Below are 23335 nucleotides of genomic sequence, written 5' to 3' on the forward strand. Positions count from 1 at the left end.
TGGTGTTCGCGATCGTGACGATTCTCACACCCCGCACACAGATTGCCGAATGCGGGCGACCTTACGATACATCTATGTATTGGATACACCTGTGTATCCACCTCATCCCCCATCCTCCGGAGGAACCCGCGTGTCCACTCTCCTGTCCTCACTCGGTCGCTGGTCGTTCCGGCACCCCTGGCGCGTGCTCGGCTCATGGCTGCTCGTGCTCGGCCTCGCGGGCACCGGGGCACTCGTGCTCGGCTCCGGCACGGACAACACCTTCTCGATCCCCGGCACCGAATCGCAGGCCGGCCTCGAACAGCTCTCCCGTTCGTTCCCGCAGGTGAGCGGCACGAACGCGCAGTTCGTCGTCGTCGCCGCCGACGGCGATCAGGTCACCGACGACGACTACCGCGCGCACATCGAGGACGCCGTCGACGAACTCGGCGGCATCGACGACGTGCTCGCCGTCACATCGCCCTACGACGAGATGGTCGACGGCATGATCAACGACGACGACACCGCCGCGATCGTGCGCCTGCAGTTCGACGGTCAGTCGACCGACGTCTCGGAGGCGACCAAGGACGAGCTGAGCGCCGCGGTCGACGATCTCCGCGCGGCGTTGCCGGACGGTTCGCAGACCGCACTCGGCGGCGACCTCTTCGCGACCGAGATCCCGGGTATCACGCCGACCGAAGCGGTCGGCCTCATCATCGCGCTCCTCGTGCTCATCGTCACGTTCCGCTCGTTCGTGGTCGCCGGGCTCCCCCTGCTCACCGCCATCCTCGGCGTCGGGATCTCGATGGCGGGCATCTTCGCCGCCACCGCCTTCGCCACCGTCTCCTCGACCACCCCGCTCCTCGCCCTCATGCTGGGCCTGGCCGTCGGCATCGACTACGCACTGTTCATCATGGCCCGGCATCAGGATCAGGTGCGCGCCGGCGTCGACCCCGAGGAATCGGCATCCCGGGCCGTCGGCACCGCCGGCTCGGCCGTCGTCTTCGCCGGGATCACCGTGCTCATCGCCCTGATCGGGCTCGGCTTCGCCGGCATCCCGTTCCTGACGACGATGGGCATCGCCGCCTCCGTCGCCGTCGCGATCGCCGTGGCCATCGCGGTCACCCTCACCCCCGCCGTGCTCGGCTTCATGAAGGGCCGCATCGTCGGCCGCCCCCGACGGGAGCGCGCCGCGACGAAGAAGGACGGATCCGCGCGCGCCCCCCGCCGGGCGTTCAGCGAGCGCTGGGTCGGCGGCGTGACGAAGCATCCGGTGCTCGTGTCGATCGCCGTCGTGCTCGGCCTCGGCGTCGTCGCGGTGCCCGCCCTCAGCCTCGACCTCGCCCTCCCCAACGCCGGCGTGCTGCCGAAGGACTCCGAGGCCCGCCAGAGCTACGACATCGTGGGCGAGGAGTTCGGTCCCGGCTTCAACGGCCCACTCATCCTCACCGGCACGATCGTCACCTCCACCGATCCGGTCGGGCTGATGGACGACCTCAGCGACGCGGTCGCGAAGATCGACGGGGTGAAGGACGTCGCGCTCTCGACCCCGAACGAAACGGCGGACACCGGCATCGTGCAGATCATCCCCGAGACCGCGCCCGACGACCCCGCCACCGCCGACCTCGTGCGCGAACTTCGCTCGCACCACGACGAGTGGCTCGACGAGTTCGGCATCGACCTCAAGGTCACCGGGTTCACGGCGGTCGGGATCGACATCTCCGACCAGCTCGGAGGCGCTCTGCTGCCCTTCGGGATCTTCGTGATCGGGCTGTCGCTCGTGCTCCTCACCATCGTGTTCCGCTCGCTGTGGGTGCCCGTGACGGCGGCCCTCGGCTACCTGCTCTCGATCGTCGCCGCCTTCGGCGTGGTCGGCGCGGTGTTCGAGTGGGGCTGGTTCGCCGATCTGCTGCACGTCGCGAAGGTCGGCCCGATCATCAGCTTCATGCCGATCGTGCTCATGGGCGTGCTCTTCGGCCTCGCGATGGACTACCAGGTCTTCCTCGTCTCGCGCATGCGCGAGGACTTCGTGCACGATCGCGCCTCGCGCTCCGCCTCGCGCGCCGAACGCCGGGCCGCCGCTCAGCGCGCCGTCCGCAGCGGCTTCACGGGATCGGCGAAGGTCGTCACCGCCGCCGGACTCATCATGTTCGCGGTGTTCGTCGCGTTCGTGCCGGAGGGCGACTCGTCTCTCAAGCCGATCGCGCTGGGCCTCGCCGCCGGCATCGCGATCGACGCATTCCTCGTGCGCATGACGCTCATCCCCGCCCTCATGGCGATCCTCGGCGAACACGCCTGGCAGATCCCCGCCTGGCTCGAGCGCATCCTCCCCCGCGTCGACATCGAGGGTGAAGCCGTCGAGCGCGAACGCCATCTGGCCGAGTGGCCGGGCGACGGCTCGGTCGTCGCGGCCGACGAGCTCACGGTCAGCACCGACGCACCGGTCGTGGAAGCCCTGTCGTTCCGGGTCGCTCCGGGCGAAGCGCTGATCGCGACCGGTGGCGACGCCCGTGAGCGGCGGACCCTCGCTCTGGCCGTCGCCGGTCGCGTGTCCGCCGACGAGGGGCGACTCCGCGTCGTCGGGCACCTGCTCCCCGGCCGGGCCGCCTGGGTGCGGGCGCACGTCGGCTGCGTGATCGTCGACGACGCGGATGCCGCACTCGACGACCTCGCCGAGGCCCTGCGCGGGCGCTCGGAGGTCGTGGTCGTCGACGGCATCGACCGACTGTCCGGAGGCCGACGCGACCAGGTGACGGCGATGCTGCGGGATGCCGCGTCCACACGTTCCCTGGCCGTCTTCGCCACGGCGTCCGATGCGGCGACCGCCCGCACGGTCCTCGCGGAGGCCGGCTGGCCCGACGCGAACCTTCTCGACACCCGCGCCCCGCGACGGGCGACCGCAACCACCGAGGTGACCGCATGACCCTACCCATCGAGCGCGCACGCTCCCGCAAGCCCATCACGTGGCTGACGATCCTCGGCATCCTGCTGCTGCCGGCGGCGATCGGCGGCATCCTCGTCACCGCTCTCCAGAATCCGACCGAGCGCCTGGACTCGATGACCGCCGCGATCGTGAACCTCGACGAGCCGGTCGAGATCGACGGACAGGTCACGCCCCTCGGGCGTCAGCTCGCGTCCGGACTCGTGGAGGGGTCGGACGACCTCGACTCGAACCTCACCTGGGTGATCTCCAACGAGGACGACGCCGCCGAAGGTCTCGCGAACGGCGACTACCAGGCGGTCATCACCATCCCCGAGGACTTCTCGTCGGCGGCCACCTCGGCCGGGCGCACGATCTCCGAGGGCGAGGGCACGCCCGAGAAGGCGACGATCGAGGTCACCACGCCCGACGACGGTCTCGTCGCCGACGACCTCATCACGGGGCAGATCGCGAACGTCGCGGCGTCCACGCTCGGCACCACGCTGTCGGAGGCCACGACCGAGAACATCCTGGTCGGCTTCACGACGATCGGCGACCAGATCGGCGAGGCCGCCTCCGGTGCACTCGACCTGGCGAACGGCGCACGGGATGCCGCGACCGGCGCGGCCGCGATCCCCGACGGCGCCACCCAGCTCGCGACCGGCGCGGGCGACCTCGGCACCGGAGCCACGTCGCTGGCGACCGGTCTCGACACGATCGCCACGAACACGCGCCAGCTCGCCGGCGCCGCGGGCGAGCTCGGAGCGGGGCTGACCGGTGGGGCGGCCGATCTCGAGGCACAGGGGATCGTTCCGGCCGAGTTGACCGACGGCGCCTCGAAGGTGGCCACGGGCATCAGGGGATACGCCGACAGCTGCATCCCCGAGGTGTTCGGCGAGGAGTACTGCAAGGGACTCGTCGAGCTCGCCGAGGGGGCTGCGAAGACCTCCGCCGGCATCCAGGGCGTTGCAACGCAGGCGCCGGCCACGATCGCGACGCAACTGCGCGAGGCAGGCTCCGGCGCCAGCCAGATCTCGGCCGGGCTCGACCAGCTCGCGACCGAGGGAGTCGACCAGTCGGCCGCGGGAGCCCGCGCGCTGGCGACCGGCGCGAGCCAGCTCTCGAGCGGCGCAACCGAACTCGCGACCGGCGCCACCGAACTCGCGACGGGCCTCGACACCCTCGCGACCGGCGCGGGCGACCTCGCCGGCGGTCTGCGCACGGCATCCGATTCGCTCCCCTCGTTCAGCGATTCCGAGTCGACGTCGATCGCCTCGGTGATCGCCGACCCGGTCGAGTCGACCTCGTCGATGGACACGATCTTCGGCCCCACCGCCATCCCGCTGCTCGCCGCGGTGGTGCTGTGGTTCGGTGGCCTGGCATCGTTCATCGTGATGCGCGCGCACACCGCCCGCACCCTCACGTCGCGCCGCTCGTCGCCGACGCTCGCACTGCGCGCCTTCTGGCCCGCCGCGCTGATCGGCGCCGGACAGGGACTGCTGGTCTCGATCATCGTGCAGTTCGTCGCCTCGTACGATGCGGCCGCCTGGTGGACCTTCGCGGGCACCGCCGTGCTCGCGGGTGTCGTCTTCGCCGCGGTGAACCAGGCGCTCGTCGCGATCTTCGGCGGAGTCGGACGCTGGGTCAGCGCCCTGATCGGCGTGCTGGCCGTCGCGACCGGATTGATCTCGACCGTGCCGGACTGGCTCGCGGGCCTCGGCGCCGCGCTTCCGACCTCACCCGCATTCGCGGGACTGATCGCCGGGAGCGGTTCCGCCGTCGCCGGCCTCGTCGTGTGGGGTGTGCTCGCCCTCATCGCGACCACCCTCGCGGTAGCCCTGCGCCGCACGACCTCGGCCACGGCGGTGCTCGCGACCTGAGCCGCGGCATCCGCCCTGCCTCTTCGTTCCCCCGCCCCGTCTCGGGAAACCGAGACGTCCGGGCCGCGCGGCGCCGAGTCGTGCGAACGACACGCCCTGTCGCCGGCATCCGATCTCCGTTTTCGAACCCGCATCCACGACGCCCGCCTCCGGAAGGAGACGGGGCGTCGTGGATGTCAGGGGCGGATGCCTCAGCTGATGCCGGAGTAGGCGTGCAGTCCCTTGAAGAACACGTTCACGATCGTGAAGTTGAACAGCACGGCCGTGAAGCCGACGATCGCGAGCCAGGCCGAGGGGTTTCCCCGCCAGCCGCGGGTCGCGCGGGCGTGGATGTAGCCGGCGTAGAGCACCCAGATCACGAAGGTCCAGGTCTCCTTCACATCGAAGCCCCAGAAGCGGCTCCACGCGTAGTAGGCCCAGATGGAACCTGCGATGAGGGTGAAGGTCCAGAGGATGAACCCGATGATCGTGAAGCGGTACGCCATGCTCTCGAGGCGCTCGGCCGAGGGGAACGTGCGCAGGAACCCGGGGCCGGTCTTGGCCGCACCCTCCGAGACGAGGCGCTCGCGCCGCGACTGCATGAGCTGGATGACAGAGAGCGCGAAGGCGAGGGCGAAGAATGCCGTGCCCAGCGAGGCGACGAAGACGTGGATCACGAGCCACACGCTCTTGAGCGGGTCCATGAGCGGCGTGACCTCGACGTAGAAGTTCGTCGACGACAGGCCCAGCAGCACCACCACGAGGCCGGTGATGAACGTGCCGAGGAAGCGCAGGTCGACCTTGACCAGCACGATCAGGTAGACGGCGATGATGAGCAGCGTGCCGATCATCGCGAACTCGTAGAGGTTCGCCCACGGCACGCGACCGGCCGCGAAGCCACGGGTGAGGGTCGCACCGAGGTGGAAGATGAACGCGAGAACGGTGAGCGAGGTGCCGATGCGCGCCATGACGAAGCGCTGGGGCTTCGGCTCGATGGGCTTTCCGGTGGCGGTGAGCGTCGCTCCCCCGCGCGCGCCGGCGCCGACCAGCTCGGCCTCGCGCACGGTCTGCGCGTCGGCGGAGATCTGCGAGCGGCGCGCGAGGTCGAATGCGAACGCGATGAAAGCCGCGGCGTAGATCGCGATCGCGGTCCAGAGCAGGACCGGCGAGATCACTTCGAGGTCGAACATGGTGTCAGTCTACTTTCGGGGAGTCGGATGCCGTCGGGTCGGCATCCGCGAGATCTTCGGTGAGGTCGTCGGAGGCGGGTTCGCGGGCGACCGTGCCCCCGGCCGCATCGAGCAGGCGACCGTGGCCGGCGACGATGTCGTCGAGCGCCACCGCGATCGTCGGGTCCTCGCCGCGGGCGAGGCCTGCGTACTCGAGCGAGACGGAGTCGCCCTCGACCGTGGCCTTGACCCACATGCGGCGGCGGGGCACGAACAGCGCGAGCATGAGTCCGCCGAGCGCGAGCACCGCGAAGCCGAGCACCCAGACGCCGGACTCGTCGCGGTGGATCTGCAGCGAGGCGAAGCGCTTGACCGACTGCGTGGCGTCGGTCGCGCCCTCGGGCGACTCGTCCTCGAAGGTGACCGTTCCCATGCCGTTCGGCAGGTCGGCGGTCTCGCCCGGAGCGAGCTCGATGGAGTCCTTGTCGACCGCGCGACCGGTGAGCTGGGTGAGGTCGGTGGTGTCGAGCACGTAGACCGACCGCGGGGTGCCGTCGTTGATGCCGAGGTCGCCCGAGTACACGTCGAGCGTGAGGGTCGGGTTGGTGAGCGCGGGGTAGGCCGAGAAGAACGCGCCCGTGTCGAGCACGGCGGTCGTCGGGTAGAAGAAGCCCAGCAGGCCGAGCTGCTCGGGGAGTCCGTCGGTGACCTTGATCACGCCGAGCGAGGTCATGTTGGTGTCCTGCGGCAGGAACGGCACGCTGTTCGTGAACACCACGTCGCCGTCGGCGTTGCGCACCGTGATCGTGGGGGCGTAGCCGTTGCCGAGCAGGAAGATGTCGTCGTCGGCGACGGGCAGCGGCTCGTTGACCTTGATGGAGCCGGTGCGCTCCTCGCCGTTCTCCTTGACCGTGACGTTCGCCGAGAAGTCGCCGGCCTGGCCGGAACCCGCCTCGCCGAACGGGGTGTACGAGACGTCGAAGGTGTCGAGGCGCATCGAGTAGGGCGCGAGGGCGTCGTCGGCGACGAACCGTCCGCGGTTCATCGAGTCGTAGTCGACGAGCGTGTTCGCGAACGTCTCGCCCTCGACCAGCACCCGCTGACCGGTATACGCGAAACCGCCGCCGATGGCGACCGTGACCAGCACGCCGACGAGCGCGAGGTGGAAGAGCAGGTTCCCGGTCTCGCGCCAGTACCCGCGCTCGGCCGACACCGAGAAGGTGCGCCCACGGTCGTAGCGCTCGACCCGATACCCGAGCGCCTTGAGCTGCTTGGTCGCGACGGCGATCGACGCGGATGCCTCGGCCTCGGCATCCGTCTTCTCGCCGTTCGCCGCGGTCGCGGAGAAGTCGCGGGTGACGGCCCGGAAGTCGTCGAGCCGCTGCAGCCGCGCGGGCGTGCGGGGCGGGCGGGCCTGGAGCGCCTTCCAGTGGTGCCGGATGCGCGGGATCACGCAGCCGACGAGCGAGGTGAACAGCAGCAGGTAGATCGCCGAGAACCACGGCGACAGGTAGACGTCGAAGAGCTTGAGGCCGTCGAGGATCGGGAAGAGATCGGGGTTGTCGCGCTGCCACTGCGTGACACCGTTCGGGTCGGCCATGCGCTGCGGGAAGATCGATCCGGGGATCGCGGCGACCGCGAGCACGAGCAGCAGGATCAGCGCGGTGCGCATCGAGGTCAGCTGGCGCCAACCCCAGCGCAGCCACCCGACGAAACCGAGGCGCGGCTGCGTGATCGAGTCGTCGCCGTCGACGTGGTCGGACGGCCGCAGCGGATCGCTGGACCTGGGCGTCTTGCTGCTCACGGCACTCTCGTTCTTCCGGGTTTTCTTCTCGGTCGTCTCGTGATCAGAGCGGGAGGATGACACTGCTCATCACCGCCGTCAGTCGGGACATGATGTCGGTCCACAGCCCCGTCACCATCAGCACGCCGAGGGCGATCAGCAGCACGCCGCCGATGATGTTGACGACGCGGATGTGGCGGCGCAGGAATCCGATGGCCGTGGTCGCCCAGCTGAAGCCGAGGGCGACGAGCAGGAACGGGATGCCGAGGCCGAGGGAGTAGGCGAGGCCGAGGGCACCCGCGCGCACCGGGTCGCCGGCGTTGAAGGAGAGGGCGAAGATCGCCGTCAGGGTGGGGCCGAGGCAGGGCGCCCAGCCGATCCCGAGGGCGATGCCGAGCAGCGGCGCCCCGATCACGCCGTACTTGCCGTCGACGTGGAAGCGCAGCTCGCGCTGCGCGAAGCCGAACAGCCCGAGGAAGACGAGCCCCATGAGGATGATCACGACGCCGAGGATGCGCGTGATGAGCTCGCCCCACTGGATCAGGAAGACGCTCGCGACACCACCGAGAGAGGTGATCGCGACGAAGACGGCGCTGAAGCCGGCGATGAAGAGGAGCACGCCGACGACGAGGCGACCACGCCCCGGGGCCGAGGCATCCGTCGACGCGGTCGCGCCGTTCGTCGGGCGGGGAGCCACGGATCCGCCGAGGAAGCCGAGGTACCCCGGCACGAGCGGCAGCACGCAGGGCGACAGGAACGAGATGAGCCCGGCGAGCAGAGCGACCGGGATCGCCAGCCAGAGCGCTCCCGAACCGATGATGTCCTGGGGATTCACGCGCTCTCCGCGAGCGCGTCCTTGACGAGCGTGGACAGGATCGAGGTCCCGTCGATGGGCCCGATGATGAGGGCGGCGACGCGGCCCTGCTTGTCGAGCACGAGAGTGGTGGGGGTGGCCTGGATGGGCGTCTCGGCCGCGAAGGCGAGCTTGGCCTGCGCCGTGTCGACGTCGATCAGGCTCGGGTAGGTGATGCCGAACTCGGTCGAGAAGGCCTTGGCGGTGTCGGCCTGATCACGGGTATTGATGCCGACGAACGACACACCCTGGTCTTCGTATTCCTGCCAGACCGACTCGAGATCGCCGGCCTCGACGCGGCACGGCGCGCAACCGGCGTACCAGAAGTTCACCACCGTGACCTGGCCCGCGATGTCGGCGCTGTCAAAGGCCTCGCCGTCTTCGGTGACGCCCGAGAAATCGATCGGCTCGCCGCGCTCGGCGACGGGGATCTCCTTGATCGCTCCATCGGCGGCGACGTAGCCGGTGTTCTCGCCGCTCAGGAACGAATCGCTCACGGCATCCGGAGCGCACGCGGTCAGGCCGACGGCAAGCACCGCGGCGAGCGCGGCTCCGACCGCACGCCGGGAACGGCGAGTGCGGGAGGGGCGGCCGCTGCGGATCGGGTGAATCCTCGAGGCGAGTGGCACGGTTACGAGTTTACGCCGAGGTTCCTATGGTTAGGCCGGACGCGGACGCCCCGCCGGAGCCCCTCAGAACCGCGCCAGCACGTCGTCGACGCCGGCCCGGAAACGCGGACAAGTGGCGATGTCGTGCGAGCGGCAGCGCAGCGCGTGCTCGGTCATCTCGCGCGAGCGACGCATCTCCTCCATGCGGCGGTCGATGTCGTCGATGTGCGACTGCAGCACCTGATGGCGCCCCCAGCTGCTGTCGTCGAGCAGCACCGCGATCTGATCGAGCGTCATGCCCGCGGCCTTGCTGCGCTGGATCACGGCGATACGCACGACGTCGTCCTCGCCGTACCGACGGCGGCCGGCGTCGTCACGGGCGGGGTCAACAGTCCGACCGACTCCCAGTGGCGCAGCACGTTGGTGGGCAGATCGTGTCGTTCGTCGCTGCTTCTATACCGATGTTGCGACACATGATCCCCGGAGTTTCGGCGTTCGCAGCCAGGACTCGTCACTCATGTCGTCACAGCGGTTGACCCGTTCTTGCACAGAGCAGAATGAGTCGGCTGCAGGCCCAAATCTGCAAGAGTCTCCCGCCCCTCACGCTCGCGCGTTTTTTCGCCCGATGGCCAGCATGAGATCCCTATCCGAAGCAGTTCTATCGGGGACCCGTGCACGGCGAAGAGGTTGGGCTTTACCCGAGAGGCGATGTTGACTTCATCTTCGGTTGGCTGCGGACCACTTACGTCAGACGCAGGAGTCGGTGCCGTCAATCAACTCAGCAGGTCCGCCGCCCCAAGCTCAGGCGCGCGATTCACGCTCAACAAGCCTCGGCTTGCGCTCGCACGGCGTCAGAACGAGTAGCGATCCGACGTGAGGCGAGAATCTTCGCTGATGTATCGGCTCAACCGAGAGTCGAGATCGCGCGACACGGGTACGGTGCTCGCGCCGCTCAAAGACTGGATCCGTCCACCGTCTACCGCAGAGCGTCGCGCTTCTTCAGCACGTGCACGTTCTATCGGTGTCATGATTGTCCTCCTGCTCGTCCGCCAGCCTACCCTTCACTCCTGACCTTTGGCTGCTTTTCCTGACCGATCCTTCTGTACTGACATGAACTCTGAGACGATGCCGACCAAAAGGAAGGCCGCCACGACGCCGTTGTACACCGCCATTCCAATCCAAAGGCTTTCGATCCACCCATCATCCAGACGGCCCACAAGACTCGCAGCTATGAGGAGCAGGCTGAGTCCGGCGCCTCCGATACACAGTCGCAGCACGGTGAGCGGGCGACGCATGAGGGCGCTTTCACCTCGAGATGCTAGGAACGTGAAGAACAACGCTGGCCCCACTAGGAGCACAGTCGCGGGTCCGTCCGGTTCCGCACGCCACACTCCCTTGGCGTCGTCGAGCGTGAGCGCGAGAACGATGGCTACGAGACAGAAGAGCGTGACGGCAACGGCAGCGCCACGCAGACCCCATAGTGGTGTTCGGAAGATGGCAACAGCGTCCTCTGATGGCTCCTCTTTGAACGACATGTACACATGCGCGGTTGGTCTGCCTGTAGCGTCTACTCCGCCTCCGCCGTCTTCGGCGCCGGGGAGTTGCAGCAACACACACTGGGCTTCTCGAGGCGTACGAACTTCAAGATGATAAGAGGATGTTGCCGCTGCGGCATCAGGCTGCAACCGTAGACGCCGCTTCTTGAACCCGGCTGCTATGAGCACAGCCCTCCCCCAACCCTGTTCGGCGGCAGGGATGTGCCAGTGATAGGAGATCTTCAGAATCTGCCGGGCACGCGCGGAAGAGCTGTCAAGTAGGCCGACTAGGAGAAATGAAGCCGACAGAGTCTCGATGAGGCTGCGCACGCTAGATTTCTGATCCGAGAGCGCTTGAGAGTGGACCACCTGCTTCCCACGCCACAGACCTCGTTCGAGAAGATCAACAACGGCATCATCAGCTGGGCTCGTGACGTTCGGGCCGGCAATGTGGAGAAGGGCTTCGGCGAGGATCGGGGCGAACTCGATACGGTCCGCATGGAGCATTCGCACGACCATCGCGACCCCGCATCGCGCTGTTTCGCGTGTGCCGAGAATGGGCATCGGGCTACCGTCAGCCTTCGATGCGTCGAAGTGACGCAAGGGTCCTTTCGTGACATACATCAGCGGAATCATGATCTGCCCGTCGACGTTCGCCAGCTCGACCTTGTCACGCTCGCTCCTTGTGTAAGCGAGCCTTGCGTCATCGAGCGGCCTGCAGTCTATGGATTGGCGTCGCCTGCCGTTTTCTCCCTCCAACACGTGCACACTGTCCACACGGCGATGCACCCATCGCGGCCAGAAGAGGGTGGCCTCAACAAGCGCTGCTCCAAGCCGCAGATCGACCTCGTCGGCATCCTTCATGTGAATCAGCGCCCGCCCCGGCACTGGCGAAACCGCTTTTGGCCTGGGCGGATGGTCGCGGACCCCCTGCCTCATCCAACCACTCAACGCGCGCGTGCGTTGTCTTATTTGAAGAACACACTCGCGAAGACGATGTCTCATATGCTGCACCGGGTTCGATTCCTGTGGATGAATGGCGGAGTGCCCGACGCGAGTGGTGAACGATGGGTAGGGCACGAACTAGGCACACTATACGAAAGTCGGCGTGCGTCAGCGCCTGAATCTTCTGGGTGTGGGGGAACGCGGTGACCGTCGCCGACGGAGATTGACCCGGCCGCGGAGCGGGGAACGATGCGGGCCCGCGCTAACCTCCTCAAAGACAGTCCAGCACCAGGGCCGATGATATCTTCAGCGAGCATTCGTGCCAGTGATGCCAACGATGACCCGGGGGAACCGATGACCGACTCGACAAGCATGCCCGTGGACAACCCAATCGAGTCTTCCACGCAGGACACCCTTGGCCGCGCCTCTGTGGCACACGACTTCGCGACCGCCGTGCGCGAACTGGACGCGTCGCACGGTGTCGTCGTCGGCGTGCTGGGGGCCTGGGGTCACGGCAAGACGTCATTCGTCAACTTGATGAGGGAACAGTTCGCTATGGCACCCGGACTTCCGGTGGTCGACTTCAACCCGTGGGCGTTCTCGGGAGATCAGCAACTCACTGACGTCTTCTTTCGTGAGGTAGCCGCTGAACTTCGAATGAAAGACGAGACGAGGTTCGGGACTATCGCCGCGGGCCTCGAAAAGTATGGGGACGTCCTGAGCCCGCTCGCGCTGGTGCCGATGTTCGGAGGGTGGTTCGACCGGTCGTTCCGGGCGACGAAGGCGGCCACGAAGTGGTGGAGTGAGCGCAAGAAGGGAAGTCGCACCTTCAAGGATCAGGTGGTCGACGCCCTCAGGGACCTCGCCCAACCCATCGTGGTCGTGATTGACGATATCGACCGATTGACGACGGGCGAGATTCGGGACATCTTCAAGCTGGTCCGGCTGACGGCGAGTTTTCCCAATGTTATCTACGTGCTCGCGTTCGACCGGCATCGGGTCGAGCACGCACTTGGCGAGGATGGCGCGCCGGGACGGGCGTACCTGGAGAAGATCCTTCAGTTGAGCTTCGATGTGCCGATGGTTGCCGCCGAGACTCTCCGAGCTCAGGTGTTCGAGCGGCTCAACCTGATTCTCGGCGATACTGACGGCGCGCGCTTCGACAACACCGTCTGGCCGGATGTCTACGTCGAGATCATTGAACCGCTGGTGCACAACCTGCGCGATGCCACGCGGTTTGCTCTCTCGGCCAAGCCGACACTTCGCGCCCTTGGTTCAAGGATTGAGACCGTCGATGTGCTCGCCCTCGAGGCACTGCGAGTGTTCCGTCCCGAGATTTTCGCGGCTATCCATCGCGCCCGTGTCGCCCTGACCGAGACTCAAGGCGCGTTCGGCGGTAACAAGAACTCCGACCACCAATCCGCTATCGACAAGCTGCTGGCAGTGGCGGATCAGGACTCGGACGTCGTCCGAGCGCTCATCAGAAGGCTCTTCCCCGCGGCACGGACGTACCTGGAGAACACTAGTTACGGCGCGGAGTGGAAACCCACCTGGAAACGTGATCACCGCGTCGCTTACATCGGGTACCTCGAGTTGTACTTTGGGCGCACCCTCCCGACGGATCTTGTCGCCGTTCAACATGCCGAGGTCTTGCTCGCCCGGCTGACAGACCCGACCGCCCTGGCCGAATACTTGGACGCGCTTCCGAAGAAGGACTGGGAATCGGTCATCTCAGAACTCGAGACGTACCAAACCGATTTCGTTGCGGAATCGGTGATTCCCGCATCCATCGCCCTGCTCAACCGCATCCCCGACATGCCCGAGCGTCAGAACCGCGGCATGCTCGACTGGTCGTCGCCGGACATCGTCGTGACTCGAGTTGTGATCCGTCTCTTGAGACGGATCGACGATGAGCCCGCACGCGATGCCGCGGTGCGACAGATATTCGCCGGGGTGGAAACGCTCTCGTCGCGCGAAGTTCTCATCCATAGTGTTGGGGCGCTGAAGGATCCAGCTAATGACCTGATCTCCGCGGAGTGCGTCGAAGACCTGACCGCCCAGCTGGTTGATCAAGCCGAGGCCGGACCGTCGCGAGCCCCTGAGAGGGAATGGAACCTTCTGACGGTGTACTTGGTCGTCGCGGACTTCAGAGGTGAAGCATATGTTCCTCCGTCGCTGCCCGAGGTGGCCGATGTCCGCGCACTCCTGCAGTCCTCGCGTTCTGTCTCGAGGGCACAGTCGGAGGGATCGCGTCACGTGCGGGAGGAACCTCGTCTCGCTTGGGACGCTCTCGTTCGTGTCGCCGGTGGTGCTGAGAAACTCGCAGTCCAAGTTGGTCGACTTCGCGAAGCTGACGGAGACACAGAGCTCGTCGAACTCGCAGAGAAGTATCTTTCGGGCTGGCGCCCCGAGAGGTACTAGTCCATCGCAATGGGTAGTTGAGCGACGACCTCGCCTACGATTCCCCCCCCCCCACGCATCGTGCCGGGCGTTCCGCAGCGCCTCCTCGACGCGACCTTCGTAGAGCAGCGTGAGGTTGCGGGGCGTGTCCTCGTCGGGCAACGCGACGTTCAGCCACTGTGCCCACGTCCATCTGCTCCCTGTCCCGGTCGCGAGGACGCGGAGGACGTCTTGGAGTCCGTCAACGATCTTCCCGTCGCGGAGTTGGAACGCAGGGAAGAGGTGGACGTCGTCGTCGGTGCGCAGCATGAGGAGGCGAAGATCGTTCCCAGCCGCCATGACCTCGGCCTCCGTCCACCCGAGGGTGCGCGCCATGCTCGTGAACGTGCAGCAGGGGCCGACGATCTCCGCCCAGGGGTTCGGTTCGTCGTCGCTCATGGCCCGCCCTCGGGGTTGCGGGTGTGGCGTCGGCGAACGTCGTCGATGATCACGTCTAGGCATCGGCGGCCCTTGATGTAATCCCATCCGTCCCGGACAGCGTTCCGCGTCGGGCGCACCCCGTCGAGCTGGCAGGAGCGGAACGCCTCGAGCACGCCTTTCAACCGCTCCTGCCGTGCACGACCGCGGTCACCGTCACCCATCAGGGAAAGCCGCTTCTCGCATCTGCTGGATCGTCGGTACCTCCAACCGGAGCGTGCGGAGATCGAGGAATGCGAGACTCCCCTGCATCGTGTCGCGTCCGAAGCTCGCCACTCGGCGCCCGTCGTCGGTCGCGCCGCCGCCGGCGACGTGCATGTGACCATGCATCAAGAGTTCGGGTCGGACAGCGTCCCAGACCTGGGCGACTCGCTCGCGTGACTGGGCGGACTCTGCGAGCGTCTCGTCAGGGAATCCCATCGGGTTCGACCGCAGTACCTCCTGTACGGCGCAGACGGGCGTGCGGGCCGGCGACTCGTGCGTCAACATCAGGTCGGCGGGTCCGCCGGCGATGGCCGCGGCCACGTGTTAATCGGTAATGCTCTCGTCGGGCCACCAGCCGGCTCCTGCGATGCGCCAGAGCCGGTCGACAGAGGCGGCACCACCCAGCGACACGACCGACCTTCCACCGATTGTCAGCCTGGCCGGACGCGACAGGAGCCAGGTGAGCTCCGAGACGCGCACGGCTGCACTGTTCGCATCGACAACACGGGCGACCTGATCCCACGGCTCATGGTTGCCGAGGGTGACGTAGATGCGGTCGATCTTGGTGTCGGCTAGCGCCTCATCGACAACATCGGGATCAATCCACCAGTCACCGAGCTGGAGGATCGTGGTCAAGTCGGGGGCAAGTGCCGGCAGGATACGAGAGAGCGTTCGGATCCATCCGACGTTGCCGTGCCAGTCCCCGCACACCGCCACCCGTCGGTCGGGCGGCGTGATGTCTCGGTCGTACTGCAGCGCGTCCATGACACCTCCTTCGAAGATGTCTTGCATGCTAGCTCAATTGCGGAATAAATTCCGTATTCTTCTGAGACCCGTATCGCTCTAGTCGCCGTCGCCTACGAACCGGGCAACGCAGAAGCCGGACAGCAACTTCCCGATCTCCCAATCCTGGAAACGACTCGCGTTGCGCGGGAGCATGATCTCCGGTGGTCTCAAGTCGTTTGCGAGCCTCGCCAGACGCCGAACCTCAACCTGATCTTGTTCCGAACGGCTAAAACCGAGCGGGTGAAGTCCCACGATTCCCTGCAGCATCTCACCGAGGTGAGCCGGAAGACCGAAGACGACTCCAGGTGCAACCTGAACCGCACTCGTCTCGGCGCCAACCGCTTCAGGCCACTCAAAGTCGATCTCCGGGTTCAATCGCATGGCGTCGGCGACAGGCAGTAACTTGGCGAGAAGCAGAAGCCCCCGGAACTCGTCATCGTCCCACTCAGAAGGCACATCCCCGTCACCTGGAGGATCTTCGAGGTGGCTCGACCATACTGGCGACGCCGAACCCGGGAACGCGGGATCGAAGTACGCATGCGACACCACGCGGAGGCTGTGCCTGCCAAGAAGGAACGCAAGTTGCCGGAGATTCGGGTTCGGCAGCGTGCCCACCCCCGGCTTCAGCTGAGCTAGGGCATCGTCAATAGCCTGCTGATCCTTCGGGCCCGAGGTGCCTTTCGCCTCCACAAGCACGCGACCGAGCGGTGTTCCACCGCGTCGACCAAACGCCGCAGCCGACGCAGAGTAACCAATCAAGTCAGGACGCTTGGCCCGGTGGAGGTGCCCGAAGAGCCTGAGCACAGCATCCACATGAACTAACGCGACCGTGCCGAGTATGTGTTCCGACATGAGCGATGCCTGCGTCATGCCGAGCAGGTAGCTCACGAACGTCTTCTCGCTGCTGTCGAGGTGTTCGAGGTATGCCTCAGAGGGCGCCCAGTACCCGCCCACGTCTTCGAGCGCTGCCTCTATCGCAGCCAGGCGCCATCTCATGTCGAGCGCACGCCTCGTGGCGGTGCCCGTCACTATCGAGGTATCACCGACGCTCGCAGCGTGCGCCATCAACTCCGCTAGCGGCGCGTTGGCTTCACCACTGTGCGAACCTGGCGTTCGCCCCGTCGTCGTCCGCGACCACACAGGAAGAGACACAGGGAACTTCAATGCGTCGTAGGGGATCTTCGGCATCCAACAGACTCCTCAACACATTCGGTTACCTCCGCCGCCGAGAATACAGGTTCGGAACGGCGCGCAAGGAGCACGTATGACCATCCTGAACAGCACGCCCTTCCCCCTCTGGCACCGGTCGCGACGCTCCATGCTCTCCCCCGCCACGATGGCGTCGACGGCGCTCGTTCCACGGCATCTCGAACTTCCCGCTGAGCGTGGGCGCCGCCGGCATGGCTGCCGAAGAGCGCGATGCCGAACGTCATGTTCAACTGCGCGCCGCACGCGCGGGGGCAGTCGGAGCCCGGCGAATCCTAAGCTGAACGCCTGTGCTCCGCCGTGGCGTCGGGCAAGGGTCGCCGAAGGATGAGCGGAGAACGCAAGACCTCCTGGTGCCACCGAAGCTCATCGTCCTGGTCCACCTTGCCCGCCTCGATTGAGCGAGTCCGAGATGCGAGGAGCGAGTCGTCGATGTGACGATGCGACCATTCGATGACCACCCACAGCGTCAGTTGTGCCCACCTTGTCACCTCGAGGATCTGAGGAAGTCGACGCTCCAGTCGGAGCACACGCCAGCCCGGTACGAATCGAAGTATGGAGAGAGCTCGCTTGATCAGCGCGTTGGCGACTCCATAGGTCTCCGCACGAAGCCACTTTCCTAGCCATCGGCTCCGCGGATCGTCGACGGTTTCGAGTGAGTTGGCAACGCCTACGAGCGCCCGGAGCTGTCGGTCCCACGCCGTCGTTCCGAATCGCTCGGACATCAACCCGGACAGGGCCGCCACCGCACGCTCAATCAGCGCTTCTGTCCGGGCGGCGGCTCTGTCCCTCTTCGCGGCGCGTCGCTCGCTTGCCGCGATCCAGACAGCAATCACCGTAGAGATCACTACGGCGAGGCCGGGCAGCACGACGCCGGTGAACACCTGACTCTGGTCCATCGGTAGAGCATACGGGTGCTCCGCGACTGGAGCGCAGACGACAAGCGCGACCTTGGAACGGCGGCGATCCCTTCGGGTACGCCGATTCGCCGCTAAAAGCGGGCCATGACGTCCGCAACGCCCTCCCGGAAGCGCGGACAGGTTGCGATGTCGTGCGAGCGGCAGCTCATCGCATGCTCCGTCATCTCCCGAGAACGGCGCATGTCCTCCATACGTCGGTCGATGTCGTCAAGATGCTGCTGCAGCACCAGATGCCGCTCTCTAGCGCCGTCGTCAAGCATCACGCCGATCTGCTCCAACGTCATCCCCGCGCCTTTGCTGCGTTGAATGACAGCGATCCGCACGATCTGGTCCTCGTCGTACTTCCGCCGACCACCCGTGCCGCGCTGCGGCGTCAACAACCCGACGGTCTCCCAGTGACGAAGGACGTTGGTCGGAAGCCCCATCACGCGAGCGACGTCCCCGATGCTCATGAGCGTCACCACAGTCCGCCTCGTTCCTCATACACGGGCCAAAGCGGAATACCCAACGCATCCTCCAGACGAGCAATCGTCCGCAAGTCTGGCCATCGCGCACCCGACAGGACGTTCCGAAGCGTCCCCTCATCGAGGCCCGCAGTATCGGCGACGGATCGTATGCTCGCCTTCCCCATAGAACGACGCAGGTTGTTCGCCAGAAGCCGGGCGGTCTCGCCGGCAGGGTCCAGCGAAGGAGTGTCCGGCCAGGATGCGGTCAGTTCCGCTGGCGATTCGCGTTGAGACTTAGGCACGGCACTCTCCATTGGTAAGTACCGGGACCCCGAAATTCTGCGGGTCAAATAGGGTGCGTTGGGTCATCTCACTGCGGCAGGTGCAGGTTGGAGGTACAAAAACACCGGGTTGCGTGACGAATGGCAGATCGACGCGGGCGGCGACATCGCCGACGGACCACGGATGCTCGGCATATGACTTCATCCCAACATGAAGTCACAAACGGAGCGTGGACGCAAGGTCCGCCGCTCGACCGCCGAAGCGACGCCGTCAGTCCCGGCACTCCCTCGTGATGAGATCGGCGACCTTCTCGAGGAAGTCGCTCACCACCGCCGACTGCTCGGCGCTCAGGTCCGTCGCGATCCGGTGGACGGCGACCGCCGTGGCGTCGAGCCCCTCGGAGGGATCGATCCGCCGCAGGGGAACGAGAAGCTTCGAGCGACTGTCCGCGGGATTCCGCTGCGTGGTGATGACCCGCGCGGTCTCGAGCTTCTCGAGCGCCTTCGAGATCGCGGCGGTCGTCACCTGCAACTCGGACGCGAGGTCACCGGGAGTGATCGCCTCGTTGCGATGGTCGGCCTCGGCGATGAGCCGGGTGATCTCGCGAAGCAGCGGACTCGGTCCACACGAAGCCTGACGTCGGCGCGCCAGCTGGTCCTCCGCGACGCGCACGCGCTCCACGGCGCGGGCGACGTCGAGCGCGTACGACTGATCGATCGCGTTCCAGATGGTGGCGGGAGCCTCCGCGGTGCTCACCTCAGTCCTCCTGATTGATCAGGGACAACCACTTCCCGAAGCGCTCCCCCTCGGCGCCCGCGCCATCCTCGTTCGCAGCGATCTCTTCCCGTTCGATCATGTCCCGCTCCCTCCGTGTGGTGCGAACATCCGGACAATGCTCGCAAAACTAGATTACTAGCCGAACTAGTGATGTCAACCTCGCGCCCCGTCGCTTGACTTCATCCCGACATGAAGTCACAGACTGATCGCGAACGCAAGATCCACCCGGTCGGAAGGACCCCTCATGTACGACGTGATCGTGATCGGCGCAGGCCCCGCGGGCCTGCAGGCGGCGCTGACGCTGGGACGGATGCACCGCTCGGCGCTGCTGCTCGACTCGGGCGAGTACCGCAACGGCACGGTGCTGCACATGCACAACTTCGCCGCGAACGACGGCACCCCGCCCGCCGACTTCCGGGCGACCGCCCGCGCCCAGCTCGCGGAGTACGCGGACGTCGAGGTGCGCGATGCCCGCGTCGAGCGGATCGACGGAGAGCAGGGGGCGTTCACGCTCGAACTCGCCGACGGCGGCACGGTCGCGGCTCGGCGCATCGTGCTCGCGACCGGCATGGCCGACGAACTGCCCGCGATCCCCGGGCTGCAGGAGCTGTGGGGCGTCGGGGCGTTCAGCTGCCCGTTCTGCGACGGGCACGAGCACGCGGGCAAGCCGATCGCCGTGATCGGCGAGGCCGCCCGCGCCGCCCACCTGATCGGACTGCTCGGCCGGATCGTGTCGTCGATCACGGTCTTCCCCGCCGAGGGCTCCTTCACAGGGGAGGACCGCGCGACCCTCGAGGCGCTCGGCGCCGTCGTCGCCCCCTCGGCTCCGCTGTCGATCACGCGCAAGGGAGAGACGGTGATGTTGACCACGGCGGAGGGCGAAGCATCCGTCGCCGGCATCTTCGTCGCCTCGGTGGTCTCGCGCCAGCGCGCCCCGTTCGCCGAGCAGCTCGGACTCGCGATGCTCCCGTCCGGCGCGATCGAGATCGACGATTTCGGCCGCACGTCCGTCGCCGGGGTGTCGGCGGCGGGCGACATCGCGCACCGCGCCTCGCTGCCCGGCGCGATGGCCGCGGTCGCGCTGGCGGTCGCGGCGGGTCAGCTCGCCGCCGTCGGTCACATTCAGTCGCTGATGGCCGAGGGCGCGTAGCTCCCAGGGCCGCGAGCGGGATGCCTCAGACGGCGCCGACGTCGACCGCGCCGCCCGTCGCCGCGGGTTCGGCGTAGTCGACCTCACGCCACACGTCGCCGACCCGCTCGAACGAAGTCACGCTCGACAGGGCGCAGCGCCGGGTGCGCGGATCGTGCCGCAGCGGGAGTCCGGCGACCGACAGGTGTGTGATCCAGATCGGTGCCTGGTGCGACACGATCACCGCGTCGCCTGCCTCGGTGGTGTGCCAGAGCTCGTCCATCGCGGCGCGCATGCGCTCGGCGACCGAGACGTACGGCTCGCCCCAGCTGGGCACAGACGGCTGCCGCAGATGCCACCAGTTGAGGGGGTTCATGAGCGAGCGGCGCATCTGCGTGCCCTCGAAGACGTTGGTCGGCTCGATGACGCGTTCGTCGAGCACCGGCTCGAGGTGGAAGCGCTCGGCGAACGGGGCGGCCGACTCCTGCGTGCGCTCCAGCGGCGAGCACCGCAGGGCCTCGACGTCGCGACCGAGGCCTGCGACGTGCTCGGCCGCCGACTGCGCCATGCGCCGTCCGTCGTCACTGAGGTGGAAGTCGGGCAGACGGCCGTAGAGCACGCGGCCGGGATTGTGGACCTCGCCGTGACGGACGAGGTGCAGACGGGATGCCGGCACGTCAGGCCTTGCGGTAGCGGGAGTCCCCGAACCCGAGGATGAAGTACCCGATGAACGGGATCAGGAACAGCAGGAAGAACGAGAACGCACCACCCTTGCCGAAACGATCGCCCACCTTGACCGCGACGACGATCGCGAGGATGACGTTGGCGATCGGCACCAGGTAGAGCAGCACCCACCAGCCCGACATCCCGGCGATGCGCAGCAGGAAGATCGCGTTGACGATGGGGATCAGTGCGAGGATGCCCGGGTATCCGGCCTTCGTGAACACCTTCCACCAGGCGATCGCCAGCAGCACGTAGAAGATGATGCCGATGACGCTCGTGGTTCCCGAGAAGAACGCGGAGACGAAATCGGGGACGACCGGCACATCGGCGGCGGGGACGAGGGCGAGTTCCATGGGAGCACCTTCCTTTTCCCTGCCACCCTACTGATCCCCTCCGCCCGCCGGAGACACGCCGCGCGCCCCCGTAGAATGGGCGGGTTCGCCCGTTCACAGAACAGAAGGAATACTCCGTGCTTCGCACCCACTCGGCAGGCTCACTGCGAGCCGAGCACATCGGTCAGACCGTCACCCTCGCGGGGTGGGTCGATCGCCGTCGTGATCACGGAGGAGTCGCGTTCATCGATCTTCGGGATGCGTCGGGCATCGCCCAGGTCGTCATCCGCGACGAGGAGATCGCCCACCCGCTGCGCAACGAGTTCGTGCTCAAGGTCACGGGCGAGGTGTCGCGCCGCCCCGAGGGCAACGCCAACCCGAACCTGCCCACCGGCGAGATCGAGCTCATCGCGACCACCGTCGAGGTGCTCAACGAGTCCGCTCCCCTCCCCTTCCAGGTCTCGACGGCGCTGGCCGACAGCGAGACCGTCGGCGAGGAGGCCCGCCTCAAGTACCGCTATCTCGACCTGCGCCGTCCGGCCCCGGCATCCGCCCTTCGCCTGCGCTCCGACGTCTACAAGGCGATCCGCGACGTGCTGCACGCCGACGACTTCACCGAGGTCGAGACCCCGACGCTCACGCGCTCCACGCCGGAAGGCGCCCGCGATTTCCTCGTGCCTGCGCGCCTGAGCCCGGGCAGCTGGTACGCCCTGCCCCAGTCGCCGCAGCTCTTCAAGCAGCTGCTCATGGTCGGCGGCGTCGAGAAGTACTTCCAGATCGCGCGCTGCTACCGCGACGAGGACTTCCGCGCCGACCGCCAGCCCGAGTTCACGCAGCTCGACATCGAGATGAGCTTCGTCGACCAGGAAGACGTCATCCGCCTGATGGAGTCGCTCGTCGTCGCCATGTGGAAGACGATCGGCGTCGAGGTGCAGACCCCGCTGCCGCGCCTGACCTACGCCGACGCGATGGCGAAGTACGGCTCCGACAAGCCCGACCTGCGCTTCGGCCTCGAGCTGGTCGAGGCGACCGAGTACTTCTCCGACACCACGTTCCGCGTCTTCCAGGCCGAGTACGTCGGCGCCGTGCGCATGCCCGGTGGCGCGGGCCAGCCCCGCAAGCAGCTCGACGCCTGGCAGGACTGGGCGAAGCAGCGCGGCGCCCGCGGCCTCGCCTACGTGCTCTTCAACGAGGACGGAACGCTCGGCGGCCCCGTCGCCAAGAACCTCTCCGAGGCCGAGCAGGCGGGTCTCGCCGAGCTCGTCGGCGCCGAGGCCGGGGACTGCGTGTTCTTCGCCGCGGGCGCCACGAAGGAGAGCCGCGCCCTCCTCGGTGCCGCGCGCGTCGAGATCGGTCGCCGTCTGGGCTACCTGAACCCCGACGAGTTCGCCTTCACCTGGGTGGTCGACGCCCCGATGTTCGAGCCGGCGGCGGATGCCGTGGCCTCGGGTGACGTGGCCGTCGGCGCCGGAGCCTGGACCGCCGTGCACCACGCGTTCACCGGACCGAAGCCGGAGTTCGAGGCGACGTTCGACACCGACCCCGGATCGGCCCTCGCCTACGCGTACGACATCGTGTGCAACGGCTCCGAGCTCGGTGGCGGCTCGATCCGCATCCACCGCGAAGACATCCAGAAGCGGGTCTTCGAGGTCATGGGCATCAGCGACGAGCAGGCCGATGAGCAGTTCGGCTTCCTGCTCGACGCGTTCAAGTTCGGCGCGCCGCCCCACGGCGGCATCGCGCTGGGCATGGACCGCGTGCTGCAGCACCTCACGAAGACCGAGTCGATCCGCGAGGTCATCGCGTTCCCGAAGTCGGGCAACGGTTACGACCCGCTCACGTCCGCGCCCGCTCCGATCTCGGCCGAGCAGCGCGCCGAGGCCGGCGTCGACTTCGAGCCCGAGGACGACGAGGCCTGACCCTCTGCCCCCTGTGGGGATGCTTCGACAGGCCCAGCAACCCGGTTTCGGGTGCTGGGCCTGTCGCGTCCCCGGGTTCGACA

At 67.0% G+C, this 23335-nt stretch carries 20 protein-coding genes; 5 read left to right on the top strand and 15 right to left on the bottom strand.

The window, feature by feature from the left end:
* Nucleotides 1-130: 130 nt before the first annotated feature.
* Both WFJ97_RS06595 and WFJ97_RS06600 read left to right on the top strand, forming a co-directional pair.
* Entirely contained in the window at nucleotides 131-2902 is a 2772-nt protein-coding gene (locus WFJ97_RS06595) for an efflux RND transporter permease subunit (RefSeq protein ID WP_336640884.1), read from the top strand.
* Nucleotides 2899-4779 carry a YhgE/Pip family protein gene (locus WFJ97_RS06600; protein WP_336640885.1) on the top strand — a complete coding sequence of 627 codons (1881 nt, stop codon included), beginning with the start codon at nucleotides 2899-2901 and terminating at the stop codon, nucleotides 4777-4779. Before WFJ97_RS06595 ends, WFJ97_RS06600 begins: the two co-directional genes overlap by 4 nt.
* A gap of 191 nt (nucleotides 4780-4970) precedes the next feature.
* On the opposite strand, the gene ccsB is transcribed toward WFJ97_RS06600, so the two are convergent.
* The 6 genes from ccsB to WFJ97_RS06630 all read right to left on the bottom strand — a co-directional run bounded on the left by ccsB (nucleotide 4971) and on the right by WFJ97_RS06630 (nucleotide 11570).
* Nucleotides 4971-5948, bottom strand: a complete 978-nt coding sequence (ccsB, locus tag WFJ97_RS06605) for a c-type cytochrome biogenesis protein CcsB (RefSeq protein WP_247623242.1) — start codon at nucleotides 5946-5948, stop codon at nucleotides 4971-4973.
* Between the two features lie 4 nt (nucleotides 5949-5952).
* Nucleotides 5953-7731 (bottom strand): cytochrome c biogenesis protein ResB, encoded by a 1779-nt coding sequence (gene resB, locus WFJ97_RS06610; protein WP_336640886.1) that lies wholly within the window; start codon nucleotides 7729-7731, stop codon nucleotides 5953-5955.
* Nucleotides 7732-7774: 43 nt separating this feature from the next.
* A complete protein-coding gene (locus tag WFJ97_RS06615; protein ID WP_336640887.1) occupies nucleotides 7775-8545 on the bottom strand; it encodes a cytochrome c biogenesis CcdA family protein in 771 nt (256 codons plus the stop codon).
* Nucleotides 8542-9192 carry a TlpA family protein disulfide reductase gene (locus WFJ97_RS06620; RefSeq protein ID WP_336640888.1) on the bottom strand — a complete coding sequence of 217 codons (651 nt, stop codon included), beginning with the start codon at nucleotides 9190-9192 and terminating at the stop codon, nucleotides 8542-8544. The genes WFJ97_RS06615 and WFJ97_RS06620 overlap by 4 nt, the downstream gene beginning before the upstream one ends.
* A gap of 63 nt (nucleotides 9193-9255) precedes the next feature.
* A complete protein-coding gene (locus tag WFJ97_RS06625) occupies nucleotides 9256-9507 on the bottom strand; it encodes a MerR family DNA-binding protein (RefSeq protein ID WP_336640889.1) in 252 nt (83 codons plus the stop codon).
* A 725-nt stretch (nucleotides 9508-10232) separates the two neighbouring features.
* Nucleotides 10233-11570 carry a hypothetical protein gene (locus WFJ97_RS06630; protein ID WP_336640890.1) on the bottom strand — a complete coding sequence of 446 codons (1338 nt, stop codon included), beginning with the start codon at nucleotides 11568-11570 and terminating at the stop codon, nucleotides 10233-10235.
* Between the two features lie 459 nt (nucleotides 11571-12029).
* Between WFJ97_RS06630 and WFJ97_RS06635 the strand changes: the two genes are divergently transcribed.
* Nucleotides 12030-14072 (top strand): KAP family P-loop NTPase fold protein, encoded by a 2043-nt coding sequence (locus WFJ97_RS06635; RefSeq protein WP_336640891.1) that lies wholly within the window; start codon nucleotides 12030-12032, stop codon nucleotides 14070-14072.
* A gap of 612 nt (nucleotides 14073-14684) precedes the next feature.
* Here the strand turns inward: WFJ97_RS06635 and WFJ97_RS06640 are convergent.
* The 7 genes from WFJ97_RS06640 to WFJ97_RS06665 all read right to left on the bottom strand — a co-directional run bounded on the left by WFJ97_RS06640 (nucleotide 14685) and on the right by WFJ97_RS06665 (nucleotide 19128).
* Nucleotides 14685-15053, bottom strand: a complete 369-nt coding sequence (locus WFJ97_RS06640; RefSeq protein WP_336640892.1) for a hypothetical protein — start codon at nucleotides 15051-15053, stop codon at nucleotides 14685-14687.
* A gap of 3 nt (nucleotides 15054-15056) precedes the next feature.
* Nucleotides 15057-15497, bottom strand: coding sequence for a metallophosphoesterase (locus tag WFJ97_RS06645; protein WP_336640893.1), 441 nt, complete (start codon nucleotides 15495-15497; stop codon nucleotides 15057-15059).
* Nucleotides 15498-15575: 78 nt separating this feature from the next.
* Nucleotides 15576-16706 (bottom strand): hypothetical protein, encoded by a 1131-nt coding sequence (locus WFJ97_RS06650; RefSeq protein WP_336640894.1) that lies wholly within the window; start codon nucleotides 16704-16706, stop codon nucleotides 15576-15578.
* Nucleotides 16707-16999: 293 nt separating this feature from the next.
* Nucleotides 17000-17623, bottom strand: a complete 624-nt coding sequence (locus tag WFJ97_RS06655) for a hypothetical protein (RefSeq protein ID WP_336640895.1) — start codon at nucleotides 17621-17623, stop codon at nucleotides 17000-17002.
* 92 nt (nucleotides 17624-17715) lie between these two features.
* Nucleotides 17716-18096 carry a MerR family transcriptional regulator gene (locus WFJ97_RS06660; RefSeq protein WP_336641864.1) on the bottom strand — a complete coding sequence of 127 codons (381 nt, stop codon included), beginning with the start codon at nucleotides 18094-18096 and terminating at the stop codon, nucleotides 17716-17718.
* Between the two features lie 5 nt (nucleotides 18097-18101).
* Entirely contained in the window at nucleotides 18102-18404 is a 303-nt protein-coding gene (locus tag WFJ97_RS16445) for a helix-turn-helix domain-containing protein (RefSeq protein ID WP_442928389.1), read from the bottom strand.
* A gap of 238 nt (nucleotides 18405-18642) precedes the next feature.
* Complete coding sequence (locus WFJ97_RS06665) at nucleotides 18643-19128, bottom strand: MarR family transcriptional regulator (protein WP_247623247.1); 486 nt, start codon at nucleotides 19126-19128, stop codon at nucleotides 18643-18645.
* Nucleotides 19129-19393: 265 nt separating this feature from the next.
* Here WFJ97_RS06665 and WFJ97_RS06670 point away from each other — a divergent pair, with 265 nt between their 5' ends.
* A complete protein-coding gene (locus WFJ97_RS06670) occupies nucleotides 19394-20299 on the top strand; it encodes an NAD(P)/FAD-dependent oxidoreductase (protein ID WP_336640896.1) in 906 nt (301 codons plus the stop codon).
* A gap of 25 nt (nucleotides 20300-20324) precedes the next feature.
* Here WFJ97_RS06670 and WFJ97_RS06675 read toward each other — a convergent pair whose 3' ends face one another.
* Both WFJ97_RS06675 and WFJ97_RS06680 read right to left on the bottom strand, forming a co-directional pair.
* Nucleotides 20325-20954 carry a histidine phosphatase family protein gene (locus WFJ97_RS06675; protein ID WP_247623249.1) on the bottom strand — a complete coding sequence of 210 codons (630 nt, stop codon included), beginning with the start codon at nucleotides 20952-20954 and terminating at the stop codon, nucleotides 20325-20327.
* 1 nt (nucleotide 20955) lies between these two features.
* Complete coding sequence (locus tag WFJ97_RS06680; protein WP_247623250.1) at nucleotides 20956-21354, bottom strand: DUF5684 domain-containing protein; 399 nt, start codon at nucleotides 21352-21354, stop codon at nucleotides 20956-20958.
* Nucleotides 21355-21470: 116 nt separating this feature from the next.
* Here WFJ97_RS06680 and aspS point away from each other — a divergent pair, with 116 nt between their 5' ends.
* Nucleotides 21471-23252, top strand: a complete 1782-nt coding sequence (gene aspS / locus WFJ97_RS06685) for an aspartate--tRNA ligase (protein WP_336640897.1) — start codon at nucleotides 21471-21473, stop codon at nucleotides 23250-23252.
* Nucleotides 23253-23335: the final 83 nt, after the last annotated feature.

The sequence above is a fragment of the Microbacterium sp. USHLN272 genome (genome assembly GCF_037149655.1).
Classification (GTDB): domain Bacteria; phylum Actinomycetota; class Actinomycetes; order Actinomycetales; family Microbacteriaceae; genus Microbacterium; species Microbacterium galbinum.

Coding starts and splice junctions, on each gene's coding strand:
- WFJ97_RS06600 (WP_336640885.1), top strand. CDS start 2,899: ATGACCCTACCCATCGAGCGCGCACGCTCCCGCAAGCCCATCACGTGG.
- ccsB (WP_247623242.1), bottom strand. CDS start 5,948: ATGTTCGACCTCGAAGTGATCTCGCCGGTCCTGCTCTGGACCGCGATC.
- WFJ97_RS06630 (WP_336640890.1), bottom strand. CDS start 11,570: ATGAAGGATGCCGACGAGGTCGATCTGCGGCTTGGAGCAGCGCTTGTT.
- WFJ97_RS06645 (WP_336640893.1), bottom strand. CDS start 15,497: ATGGACGCGCTGCAGTACGACCGAGACATCACGCCGCCCGACCGACGG.
- WFJ97_RS06650 (WP_336640894.1), bottom strand. CDS start 16,706: ATGCCGAAGATCCCCTACGACGCATTGAAGTTCCCTGTGTCTCTTCCT.
- WFJ97_RS06655 (WP_336640895.1), bottom strand. CDS start 17,623: ATGGACCAGAGTCAGGTGTTCACCGGCGTCGTGCTGCCCGGCCTCGCC.
- WFJ97_RS06660 (WP_336641864.1), bottom strand. CDS start 18,096: ATGAGCATCGGGGACGTCGCTCGCGTGATGGGGCTTCCGACCAACGTC.
- WFJ97_RS16445 (WP_442928389.1), bottom strand. CDS start 18,404: ATGGAGAGTGCCGTGCCTAAGTCTCAACGCGAATCGCCAGCGGAACTG.
- WFJ97_RS06670 (WP_336640896.1), top strand. CDS start 19,394: ATGTACGACGTGATCGTGATCGGCGCAGGCCCCGCGGGCCTGCAGGCG.
- WFJ97_RS06680 (WP_247623250.1), bottom strand. CDS start 21,354: ATGGAACTCGCCCTCGTCCCCGCCGCCGATGTGCCGGTCGTCCCCGAT.